This is a genomic window from Persicobacter diffluens, from assembly GCF_036244895.1.
Lineage (GTDB): Bacteria > Bacteroidota > Bacteroidia > Cytophagales > Cyclobacteriaceae > Persicobacter > Persicobacter diffluens.
In genome coordinates this window covers 692517-705436 of sequence record NZ_BQKE01000003.1, presented here as the reverse complement: position 1 = coordinate 705436, position 12920 = coordinate 692517, and the positions used below count along the sequence as shown (strand labels likewise).

7 protein-coding genes are annotated in these 12920 nt (G+C 41.1%); 1 reads left to right on the top strand and 6 read right to left on the bottom strand.

Going from position 1 to position 12920, the window contains the following annotated elements; translation table 11 throughout:
• Positions 1 to 232: 232 nt before the first annotated feature.
• The 6 genes from AAA970_RS22100 to AAA970_RS22075 form a co-directional block, all read right to left on the bottom strand.
• Positions 233 to 3028, bottom strand: coding sequence for a S8 family serine peptidase (locus AAA970_RS22100; protein ID WP_338239049.1), 2796 nt, complete (start codon positions 3026 to 3028; stop codon positions 233 to 235).
• Between the two features lie 970 nt (positions 3029 to 3998).
• A complete protein-coding gene (locus AAA970_RS22095; RefSeq protein WP_338239048.1) occupies positions 3999 to 4835 on the bottom strand; it encodes an aldo/keto reductase in 837 nt (278 codons plus the stop codon).
• Between the two features lie 84 nt (positions 4836 to 4919).
• Entirely contained in the window at positions 4920 to 8009 is a 3090-nt protein-coding gene (locus tag AAA970_RS22090) for a glycoside hydrolase family 2 TIM barrel-domain containing protein (protein WP_338239047.1), read from the bottom strand.
• Positions 8010 to 8390: 381 nt separating this feature from the next.
• Complete coding sequence (locus tag AAA970_RS22085; RefSeq protein ID WP_338239046.1) at positions 8391 to 9797, bottom strand: DUF5723 family protein; 1407 nt, start codon at positions 9795 to 9797, stop codon at positions 8391 to 8393.
• An 11-nt stretch (positions 9798 to 9808) separates the two neighbouring features.
• On the bottom strand, positions 9809 to 11269 hold the full coding sequence (locus tag AAA970_RS22080; RefSeq protein ID WP_338239045.1) for a hypothetical protein: 1461 nt from the start codon (positions 11267 to 11269) through the stop codon (positions 9809 to 9811).
• A gap of 304 nt (positions 11270 to 11573) precedes the next feature.
• Positions 11574 to 11984 carry a hypothetical protein gene (locus AAA970_RS22075; protein ID WP_338239044.1) on the bottom strand — a complete coding sequence of 137 codons (411 nt, stop codon included), beginning with the start codon at positions 11982 to 11984 and terminating at the stop codon, positions 11574 to 11576.
• A 29-nt stretch (positions 11985 to 12013) separates the two neighbouring features.
• On the opposite strand from AAA970_RS22075, the gene AAA970_RS22070 reads away from it, so the two are divergent.
• Positions 12014 to 12709 carry a DUF6873 family GME fold protein gene (locus tag AAA970_RS22070; RefSeq protein ID WP_338239043.1) on the top strand — a complete coding sequence of 232 codons (696 nt, stop codon included), beginning with the start codon at positions 12014 to 12016 and terminating at the stop codon, positions 12707 to 12709.
• Positions 12710 to 12920 lie beyond the last annotated feature (211 nt).

Below are 12920 nucleotides of genomic sequence, written 5' to 3'. Positions count from 1 at the left end.
AAGGCAAGTTTGGATAGTTTTACGATTTCCAGATAGCCCAGATTAGGGTGAGCTAGGCATCTTCTCCTTCCGCTGTTTCCCGGGAAAACACTAGAAACAAGCAAATTTTTCATTTTTCCCACTTAGCAGCGAAAAGAAGATTTAAGGATTGATAATTTGGATTAATATATGAAAACGGCTGAGTTCAATTGAATTCAGCCGTTTTTATTATCATCAGAACATACGCAAACTTTTATCGAATAATAAAACGAATGGTTTCCATATTTTCATCCTCTATAAACACTTTGGCAATGTAAATACCGGACTTGAGCCCCTTTAACTGATGATTGGATTTAGAATTCCCTTCCAATTCCACAGTATAAACCTGGCTGCCGAAAAAGTCATAAATGCTCAACATCAATTGGTCATGCTCCCCATTTACGCTAATGACAATGTTTCCATCAGAAATGGTGGGGTATAAAGTCACATTTGGTTTTCCATCCCCTGCCCCACCAATGCGGCTGTCTATTACTTCAAAAGAAACTGACACCATTTCTCCTTTATAACGACTGCTGATAGACAAAACATTTACCGTAGCTTCAATATTATAAGTGCCCGGTAGCCAGTTACGAACAGAGCGATTGGCTGAATACAATAAATAAGGCTCCTCTCGGTCTATTTGATAAGCATATCTTTTTCCTGACATTTGCATGCGCACCATCTCAATGGCCTCACCACTAGCCTCCGCTCTGATGTTAAAGTTATCCACGGGTAAGGTAGCCAAATCCACCACTTCAGTCAAAGGACCAATATCAAGTCCGGTATTGGCATCCACCAAATAATAGCCCTCCACCTTTGCGGTATTGATCACCTCAATATTGGCTATATTTTTATACCCTTTCTCACCATTGGCAAACCTTCCGGTATGGGGTATCGCCTTAATTTTATATTTGCCAGGATAAGGGATCCAGGAATATAAGGACGGAAAAGCCGTATAGGGAACCTTAAAATCTTTATAGCTGCGAATCATAGCCCCTTTAGTTTTAGTTTCCACGCTAGCCAGCGTACTCAAACCGTCAACGCCATGCGCTACAATATTCAGGGGACCCTGAATTGCTGCCAAATCAATGATGGCACCATCTTCCATTTTTTCGAGTTTCCCAAAACTTCTGGCCTCTACCAAATCCATGCTTAATATGGAAGGTTTAGGGGCAACAGCCCCCAGCGCATGAGAGGCTAATAATAACCCATGGCCGGTATCAAAATCAAATTTTTCATCCGCATAGGCTGGAGGAGTGCGGGTATTAGGGTTGGTTGGATCCATATCAAGGGCCGTGGAGGTCATGGCGGAGATAATCTCATCCGGCAGAATATCGGGTCTTAATTGCTTCATTAAAGCCGCCACGGCAGCGGCGTGAGGAGCCGAAGAAGAAGTCCCGAAGAAGTTGGGGAAACCATCTCCCTCATAATCGAAGCCGCCAAAAAAGCTATTACTTCCCCCCTGAACAGCCGAAATTTCAGGCTTTAACCGAAGGTCCCGAATAGGATTCCCTTGCTTATCAAAATAAATATCAATGCCTCCGGAGCTGGAAAACACTTCCCGAAGTGGTTTGTCTACTCCAAATTCAGGGGTGCGATCATAGCGTACTGCTCCTACAGATACCGCACCGGTCGCATTGGCATGCCCATAAGAAGTTGCCGAGGGCTCATTAAATGTAGTGACAATATTATCCCTATAGTTGACATATTTGATAAACTCCGGATTGGGTGTTCCGGGAATATTAAACTTACCAATGGCAATATAAGCCTTCATGTTAGTTGGGGCCTGAACGCCCAAAAATTCAACGGGCTCTAAACCTAAATTATCACTCCAACCACTCAATTGCGCATAAGCGGAAGTAAGATCCTTTTCCAAGAACAAAATAAAATCAAGATCCGCATCAGCTCCTGGGCAATCAGGACAAACTGCTATCGAGGGCGAAGTCCATTGCAAAAAACTAAGAAAAGTTCCTGGAAATGTAATCTCCTGAAATATTTCTACCCCTTCTCCCGGATCAAAATCATGAAAGATATATTCCCCCATTTTAAATCCACTGATATCAAAGGCCTCAAGGGGTTCGGTAGGACGAAATTCAGATTCATATGATTTATCCAGCTGGTTACCCGCAGAGCTAAAATAGCTGACACCAGCAGCATTTACGATATCCACGGCCTGGGCTATAATACCATCCTGAAACATCGGCTCCCCATAATAAATAACATCGTCTACAATCACATCGCATCCGGCATTAGCCAAATTTATGATACCATTGGCAAAACCTGCCTGCCCACCAAAAGCTGTATTAAAGGCCAAAGTGGCTCCAGGCGCCACATCATGAACAATTTCCGCCATCCCTCTTCCTTCATCCGTCCCTAAATCGAAATACTCCTCGATCACTTCTACCGGAGTGGTATACCCCAGGGGATTACCTGTACCTGGCAAATCACCGGAAGTAACACCTGCTGCGGCACCGCCTAGGGTGTTATAACTATCCGAAAGTATTCCAACTTTTACCCCAGTTCCATCTACCCCAAATATGGCCCTGGCTTCATCGGATAGTTGGGCGACATCCCCCTGACTTGTGACTGCGCCAACGTTGGTTTGTGGCATTAAACTGGCCTTGGCAAAACGAAGACTTTGCAAGCCTTCCAGTTCCGCAATCCTGTCCACTGGAATGGCTGCCGAAACCACATGCGCAAATTGCTGAACATGAATGGCTCCCAAGGCTTCTAAATCCTTTTTTAAATCCGACGATCCCTGGGTTTGATAGGCATCTATTACGATGTAACCATCCACTTCCTGAATATAATCATCAAACACGGCTTGTATCATAGGCCCGGCAGACCGAAGATTAGCATTCTTCAAGGGCGTTTTAGCGGCAATTTTTTGAGATAAAAATGATCCGATTTTACCAGAAGGTTTAATCGATTGAGCGCTCACCTTCATCAAGGTAAAAAATAACAAACAGCAAAGAAGCAAAACACTTCTTCTAAAAGTATAAAATGTCATAAGTTTGAATTTTTGGTTAACTCAAAATTACAACACTAAATATTGCAAATTTTACACAAATAAGTTATATCTTAAAATGAACAATAAACACATTTGCTTCTGATAGAAAATTCATGCAAAAATAGTTTTCAAGCTCAGAAGTTCCCGTTTTAAAGGCCATATTAATAGGAATGAGCAAAAGGTTAAAGTGAAAGGCAAAAATTACTGAAGTAAGAAATTCAAAAAAACGTAACAAATCGAATAAAACAGCATGTAAGAAAATTATCCAATTTCACGGTTGTAGGAGATGGATGATTGGCACTATTTACCGAATTAAGTTCCCCGTCCAAGAGAAGGTTATACAATAACCTCATTTTAAGTACTTTATAATTGTACGTGTTTTTAAAATAGCCCTAATTGAGCAGAGTTTGCTTTCCGTTTCAACTGATTCTGAGAAAAACTTGAAAACAGCCCTTTCCTTCATTCTTCCACCTTCTTGATATAAAGTGGCTTTAACCCGAAATATATACCGCTAATAAAAGAGGGTATTTAAAAGTCAAAATTCGCAGCGAAAATTTGATTATTCCAGAAGCGATCCCAGATTATTTTGAGAGAAATGCAGCGCTATTGTTGAAAATTTATCCAAAAATGCTTCCAATAATTCGAATTTGCAGCCGGATGGTGTGCTATAAAGCACCCTCTAAGTTCAGATGGGATTACTTAAGCCGGATTATTCATGCTTTAATCCTCGTTTAGCTGTAAGGCGGAAAAAATAAAGGAATAGTTTCCTATTTCGAGTTTTTTCCAACGAGACAGACGAATGAGGAGAAAGCAAGCTTGCCCAAATTCGGGCTATTATCACTTAAGAAAACAAACCTTAAGAGACTGGAAGTGAATCGATTACGACTGACTGGCAAATATAGCGGTGAATAATTCGGGTTAAACGATGAACCTAAAAAAAAGCTACCCTGTCACAGGTAGCATTTTTAAATTATTTATAAAATCCGAAATCTATATTATCCGGTTCAATGAAAAGACGAGTACCATCATTCACCCATCGCAACTGATCCATTTCCGCTGTTGTCAGCTCAAAATCGAAAACATTTAAATTTTCCTCAATTCTGGCCGGATTTACAGATTTAGGTAATACAATGATGTCCCTTTGAATCAAATAACGCAAAGCGATTTGAGAGGGACTCTTGGAGTATTTGTCTGCCAGGGATTTTACCTCCTCAATTTTAGCCAAATCACCTACCTTCCAACTCATCATCGGTGCATAAGCCTGAAGATAAATTCCTTTTTCCATACAAAAAGACTGCAGGAATTGGTTTTGATACTTCACATGACACTCCACCTGATTCACTACCGGCTTAATGGTACAATTTGCCAATAATTCATTTAGATGGTGAACGTTGAAATTGGATACCCCAATCGCTTTTATTTTACCCGCCTTATAGAGATCCTCCATAGCACGGTAAACCTCCTTAAAGCGCTCATAAGGGCCGGGCCAGTGCACCAAATATAAATCCAAATAGTCGGTTTTCAATTTTTCGAGAGAGTTCTCAAAGGCGGCTATCGTTCCTTCATAGGTAGAGACATCATTCCAAACTTTAGACGTTAGAAAAATATCCTCTCTGGCTACACCACTTTCCAATATTCCCGCTCCGACTTCTTCCTCATTTTCATATACTGCTGCAGTATCAATATGAGCATAGCCATTTTTCAACGCATGAATCACCGCCTGCTTCACCGCATCCTCCTTGGATTGCCAAGTTCCCAAGCCTAAAACCGGGATTTCAACACCATTATTTAACTGAATTTTCTTCATAAGTATTATTTATTCCAATAAGGTGAAATTACCTCCGAAAGGTCTGAATTTTTATCAAAAAGGCAAAGCAGCGCAGCGGAATGCCTAGTCAATAGCTGACATATAATATCGAAAGCGGAATTTTCGTCCTTTCAACAGGTATTTATCCAGATAATTATAAATAAAGCTTTCACTGCCTAAAGCATTTTGCTTGAGATCGATATTTAAATACCAACAGGAATGTGCTTCTAATAAATGATGATGAGTAACTTCCGTAAGCTGTTGTACTCCAAATTCATTAATACTCATTTGAAGATCATCTCCTTCAATTTTTAAGCTTGGACCATCTGTTCTTTTTAATACGCAGAATTGTATACCGCTCCGATTTCCCGACTCTTGTGGAACGAGGTAGGGCGTGTACATCGAAGGAATGGATTTTTCATAATGCCCCAAAAAAGAACCCCTCCGTCGATCGACATAATTTTCTTCCGGCCCGTGTCCATACCAATTAATGGTATGGTAATCCTTGGGAAGTTCCATCATACTGCCCACCTTAGGTAAGTTCAATTCCCAGGGGCTATTGGTTTTTACAGCAAAATCAACCTCCACCTTCCCACAGGCAAAAATCCGATAGCGCTGATGATAGGCAAAACTGGCTTTCCGGCTTTTCCAGTGACCAAAAGCATGGAAGTAGACTGAACCATCCGTATCCATACCAAATCGACAACGTTTAAAAGCCTTTTGCAAATTATTCAATTCCAGTTTCCGCCAACGTTTCTCATGCCAAATAATTCGGGGGTCCGGATTATGCGGGGAACCAATATCATTGGAGGTAGGGGCTCTCCATAAAGAAAGTTCAGGGCCTGCATTAAGCATTTCCACCTGATTTACGCACCAGCTGCTCAGGCTTCCGCTTGCTTTTGAAAAATGAATTTCGAAATTATTGCCTTTGATCGATACCAGCTCCTCCTTTTCTTCTAATAACAAGGACGCTTCCTTTCGATTGATCAGGTGTCGCTCAGGAAGTGGAGAGACAGATTTCAATAGCATGACTTCCTCTCCTAACAAGCGCTCTTGCCCCATTGCAAAAACCTTAATCCCCAAGGCTTCACTTTCCCCTACCCCGGGCAAAGCAAGTACGATTTGACCTTGTGGAGGAAGGAGCTGATTATGCGATATCGAAGGTAAGGCATACTCTCCTTTAGCCGATATCAAGCGCATTTTGATATTTAGCCCTTCAATAGCACGAAAATCAAAACCATTTTCAATGGTAATATTTTCTCCAGACAGAGAAATCCTGATGGCCTGCTGCAGATATCGAATTTCCTCCAAGGCTGGTTTCAGTCGGTAATCAGGAAAAACAATTCCGTTGAGACAAAAGTCGCCATCATGGGTGGCTTCCCCAAAATCACCTCCATAATGATATGTCCCTTCTGCTGTCCCCAAAGGTTGTAATCCCTGGTCCATAAAATCCCAGATAAATCCCCCCTGCAGTTGGGGATGACTTCGAAACAAATCCCAATATTCGCCCAGATGTCCGGTGGAATTCCCCATCGCATGAGCATACTCACAAATAATCAACGGTCGTTTTTGATCCCGGAAGAGCAAATATTTTAAATGCGGAATGGTAGGGTACATACAGGCATTAATGTCATATTGGGTGACGGAGAGCCCCCACCAAATGGCCGAAAAAAACCGACTAAATTTCTCAACCAGATTGGCCCCACCCAATATATCCAAGGAATCTTTAATGGCCTTGGATTCATAATGTACCGGGCGGTTGGAAGCATCCAAACGCTTTAATAATTTATACAATTTTTGAAGATTAGGTCCATCACCGGATTCATTTCCCATAGACCAAAAAATGACGCAGGCGTGATTCTTTGTTCGCCGGAACATCCGCTCTCCCCTGCTCAGGATTTGAGCTTCCCACATGGGAATTTTGACTGGTGAAGCATTCTCAAATTGCCACAGATAATGAGATTCAATATTGGCCTCATCCATCACATAAAGTCCGGCCTGATTGCAAAGTTCATACCATCGTTTTTGATTGGGGTAATGACTGCAACGAACCGCATTGAAATTTTGTGCTTTAATAATTGCAATATCTTTCCGCATGTCCTCTTCACCAATCGCCCTTCCTTTTTGGGGGTGAAACTCATGACGGTTCACCCCTTTGATCATAATCGCTTTTCCATTCAGCAGTAATTGCCCCGCTTTAATTTCGACCTCCCGAAAACCCAGCTGTTCCCCATAAAAAAAACGCCCCTGTTCACTGTTTAATTCATAAATCAAAGTATAAAGGTTCGGGCTTTCTGCATTCCAACTTTTGACTTGCGGTACTTTATATTTCCCTTTAAATTTAAAACGATTCCTTCGTGAGATCAGTGATATATTATCGGTTAGTATATGCTGCCCATCGGGTGCATAAAGGTCAACTTTTAACTGGCACTTACCACTTCCTCCAACACTACCCTTGAGCCTCAATATGCCCCGATCCTTTTTAAGATTAAGATTAGTCTGCAGTTGGCAATCCCATAAATATTCCCGTGGACTACTGTAAATGAAAACATCTCGAAAAATTCCACTCAAGCGCCAACAATCCTGATCCTCCAAATAGCTCCCGTCGCTCCAGCGTATCACCTGCACGGTCAGTTTATTCTGCCCTTCTTTAATGATTTCCGATACATCAAATTCAGATGGCGTCATGCTATCCTGACGATAACCCAGGAATTTTTCATTAAGCCAAACATAAAAAGCACTCTGCACCCCTGCAAAATGAAGGATTTTCCGAGGCAATGTATTCGTCCACTCGAAGGTCCGGCGATACACCCCACACTCATTCCCCTCTGAAGGTACTCTGGGAGGATCTACCGGAAAAGGATGATGTACATTTGAATAAATAGGTTGTCCGTAGCCCTGCATTTGCCAATGGGAAGGGACTTTAATTTTATGCCATTTGTGATCGATCGTCCCAAACAAATGGCCTTTATTCACCTTCAATGGATTTTTCAGAAAAAGAAAATCCCAATTACCATTCAGGCAAAAATAGAAGGGAGAATTTTTGGCAGTAAATTCCTGATCCTGGTTTAAAAATGGCAAATATAGGGTATGTGCTGGTAAGCTTCCAATATCAAAAATTTCAGCATTACACCATTCCAAAACAGCACCGGGATCTTTTAAATTTGTGGTCAAGGGTCTTTGATTTAATTTACCCCAATATCGACAAGTTGTGGTCCGGAATCATTACCTGAAAATTAACTTAAAATAAAGAAACGCAACACCATTTGGCATTGCGTTTTTCCTTTTGATTTCGTTTTATCAAAAGGACCTATAAACCGAAAAAATCCTACACTTCAATGGAATTGTTAGCACCTTATTTTAGAAGTCACTTTCAAAACGTCTTTATCTATATTTTTTGAATGCATTCACTGTCTTTTTAATAGTCCCATTTGGGCGATAAACCGGCGTTTTCCTCCTTTAGCTATTACCTTGTAAAAAACTCGAAACAGAAAATTAACCCTTCATTTTCCCGCCCCTTACCGCTACACTAAGATTTAACTTAAATAATGGAGATTAAATGTCATCATAATCAAATTCCTCTTCCTGCGCTTTAAACTTTTGTTTTCTTCCAAAGGTAAACATAGCTCCTAAAGTAAAGCCCGAAGATTGAAATTTTGATGGGTACAATATTCCCCCTATATCATCTGTCACCGCATATAACTGCATAGGCCCTAAATTAAATCGGAGTCCTCCACCAAAAGTAAGCTGCTGTAACTCACTGTAGGAAGTAGATACCATGGCAGACATCATCGAACCCAACCTTAAATCATAGAAACCCGTCAAGGCATAATTCATTCGGCCTTTGCGAAAATAACCCATTCCTGTAATTCCAACCCACTGCTTATTCCCTAGCTGGTACCTGGTTCCAAGGTAAACCGTTTGTGGCAACCATTCTGTGAAGGACTGAGAGGCGATAGTATCCATATTGACTTCCTCTTGTATAAAAGTTTGTAAGTCAAAGTCGCTTTGCCCAACATTCGCTTCGGGCTGATTTAAATCCAGGCTTTGGCCCTCAATGAAATAATCCCCACCTTCCAAAGTCACCTTACTTCCATGCAAGGTCCAGCCAATAGCACCTATGTCCTGCACAACGGCATTCACTTCCCAACGCTCAGAAATCTTGATCTGAGTTCCAATATCTAATGCTGCCCCAAAATTCCCCTGCATCAGTTTATTTTCAATTTTATAATTTTCCAGAAACTTAATCGGGGCTACTACTCCGGAAGCATTAATTTCAGCATCATTTAACGAGAGAGTAGAGGAGAAATCCTGGCCATCAAACTGATACACTCCTTGAATCGGGGAGGTCTCAAGATAACCCATTCCCCAAAGTAATTTAAGTCTGAAACCTAACCGAAGCCGATCTGAAATTTTCCGACTATCACTAAAAGCCAATTGCATAAAAGCCATATTTTGACTTTCAAATAACAATGACTTCTGTTGATTAGGAACTGCACTTCCCGCCATGATCTCATCAATGGGCAGGTTAGAGGCATTGCCCAATAATAATAATTCTGCAAAATCCCGGGACATTCTTTGCCGGCTCATACCACGAATGTCCAATGAAAACAGAAAAGTATTATCCTCCATACTTCCCCCCAGGGTAAACAGGTTCACATTACTCATTACGTAAGTCTCTGAAATATCTGGTAAATGCTGTACACTATTCCTCAGAGAAATATTGCGGACACCTCCCTGCATGGGGAATATTTGTCCTAAGGGTGCCGGAGACTGAAGATTAACTGAGGTCTGACTCAATACGGGCAATCCTATAATAAAACTACCCTTCGGTTGAAAAGCAGGGTTAATATTATGAGTAGCGACGAGATCATTAGGCGCAAACTGATAAAGCGTCTTTTGAAACTGAGCAAATGTATTCAGGCTTAGAAAAAGCCCCAAAATGGTACTAAGAAATTTCATAATTAAGGGCTTTAGTGGGTTTCTGCGATCATACCAATATTAATCTCCATTGACTGATCGTCTCGTAGCTGAACAAAATCATCCTGAATTTTAGAAGAACTGAACACCATCCGAAATGCCATCTGACTGGCGTCCTGTAATAAATGCAGTTGTTCGCTTTCAATTAAGACCGATGCCCGAACACTATCTTGCTCCTGCTCCACCAGCCAGAAATCCTCCGGACTTAATTTTCCGACTACATTTTTGGCTTCATCTAAAAGCTCAATTTGTAGTTCCACTCCTAAAGGGATGGAATTATATCCCGAGAATAAAATAACCGCCCGATCTAAATTGTATTCTTCTAAGGATAAGCTCTCCAGCGGCTGTATAAACTCATAGGAAAGGTCTTCCACCTTTAGCGAGAACGGCAGGGCCACTTCCATGTCCATATTGACCTGATCATTCCTGGAAAAAGATAGTAAGCCCGCTCCCTGTCCTTCGACTTTCAAATTACATATAAGCTCAATTTGCTCCCCTGCTCCATTGATGATCGGCAATAAATTCGAATTCTCCTGTGTTAATAAATCATGCCAGCTGCCTTGCTGAACAGGGCCGTCCGGGGAACATTGTACACTACCTTCCTCGCTTTGGAGGAGAAGGTCAAAAGTCAGTGGAAGTTCAGAGGAATTTTCCATTTCCAAAGCAAGAGAAACCGCTCCGAGTGCAATTCCCTCTTCTAAAACAGGCTTTTCGATCTTTTGGACAAAAGAACGTTCAAAATTCCCAAAATGAGCCTGAAGATTTGCCACCTGAATTTCTTGTGTATGGAGACTGATCGTAATGGGGTGAAATAAATGCGGAATGCTTTGCAAATTGGCGAAAACTTCCATTTTAACAGGCAGATATATCCCTGATTCCTGCTCCTGTCCGAAAATGACCTGTTCCTTCAGCTCAATGCTTATTTGATTCTCATCCCCAAAATCTGAAAAAGGAATTACCAGTGGTTGATCAAATCCAAGGGTAATTTGTCCTTTCAAATCCTTGAAGTCCTTATGGTCCAGGCGGATAAATAAATGACCTCCGGCAAATTCTAATTCCCCTAATTGTTCAATATAGGTCTGATCTTCCGACAGCAAAGGAAGCCGGTAAGCGGCATATAAACTACGACCGTCATAATCAAAGGCGGAGAAATATCCTGAACGCTCTGACTGAACGTTTTCGAAATCGATAATAGATTCAAAATTGAAATCAGATTCCTGGGATAGCTGATAATTCCCCTCTATTGCCTCCAATTCAAATCCTGAGGTGGAATCCTGCATGGTATTCCAAATATCAGAAAATGAAAAAGTTCCTTTTGAAATGGGAAATACCAGTGTTTTATCTGTCAATAGATCCTCGGTCGTGGGTGGGGCAATTTCTGTCCAGCCTTCCTCACAGCTATATAGGCTTAAAGAGAGCAGCATAAGGGCAAAAGCTTGAGAAACATTTTTCATAGTCAAAATTAGATTATAGCTCAAATGCCTGATGACATCTTGCCTAATCAACGACCAAAGTTTCCCCAAAAGATAGTATTATGCCCAGAACATGACGAATGAAAAATTACGATCGATGCAAGTAAAACTAAGAAAAGTCAAAAATCACAAAGTATTTAGTAAAAATCTGAGGGACAAACCAAAAGGATGAAGGATAAAAGGAAGAATTTTCGGCAAAAGACCAAAACTTTTCCATTCATCAGGAAAAAAATTCGCTTATTCTACCAATAAGGAAAATACGGGCATGTAGAAAATCAGTTCAATATTATTGAATTCTAATCTTATACTCCATTAAAATTCGCTTGACCAATATCGCGCGTGTACCTTTTAAAGGATGAGAAAAAGGTACTAAATAAGTATTGCCATCCTGTGTACCTTTTCGGCTTTCCATCACAAAGCCCTGTTCCAACCAATAACGACTGAAAGCCGCCACATAAATATCCGTCTCCGTTTTGGAAAAATAGGCTCCTCCGGATTCTTTGTCGACCACTGTACCATCGTCCCGAATATCAATCTGATCAAAATATTTTAAGATGGCCAAACGCTCTTGATCAGAATACACATGAGCATTTACAGCATGGAAAGCGGCATTATCAGATGCTCGTTCTGTGGAAAGCATGACCACTAAGGTGAGCAAAAGAATCAAAAAACTAGCCAATAGTAAAAATTTTTTCATAAACTGTAGATCAAATTTAACAGCATAGCATGATCATCGTGGATGCACGTGCGCCCCAAGAGGCCATAACAAACTTAGCAAAAATTGAGGAAGTATTGCCTTTTTCCACTAAGGGAATCACCTATGAGGCAATTTCCGGACATCCGGATGTATTTATTTGCCCATTGGCACACACTATAATTGTAGCGCCAAACATCCCTGCCCTGTACCTGCAACAATTCACTGAAGCGAATATCCCTTATATTAAAGGAGAGCGGCCGGTTGGCGAAAGTTTAGAGGAAACTACCCTTTATAATTGTGTGGTAACTACCACCGAAATTGCCCACAAAGCCGGCTTTACAGACGCTGCCATTTTAAAACTTACGGCAGACAAAAATTTCCTCCCTTTACCACAAGCCTATAGCCGTTGCTCGCTGATAAAAGTAAAGGATTTATGGATTACCTCAGATGCCGGTATTGCTAAAGCGCTTAGCAGTAAAAAAGTTTGTCTTCAATCGCCCAAGGAAATCATTCTACCACCTTACCCCTATGGTTTTTTGGGGGGAACTATGGGCTTCGTTCATCAGACTTTGTATATCATGGGAAATCCGGAAAAATACCCCATATATCAGCCATTATTGCAGGCTTTGGAAAAACACCGAATTGAATGGAAAGCATTATATGATGGGCCTTTGGTTGATGTTGGCGGTATATTTCATTTTAATGAGAAGCCATTTATTGTTTGATATTTCCTGAAAAATTAAATATACTTGTTCTGAGGCTGGGGTTGCGTTTAAGTCTTCTTTACTACTTGCATTAAATCTTATTCCCCCCAGCCTCCTTTTTAGCCTTAAGCCGAATGCTGCACCAGCAGATACAATTCATCAATTGAGGGTTCTTTTTTTTTACCAAAGGCACTCTCCCTGATTTTCATTTAGCCCCAGATTAACTAAGCTT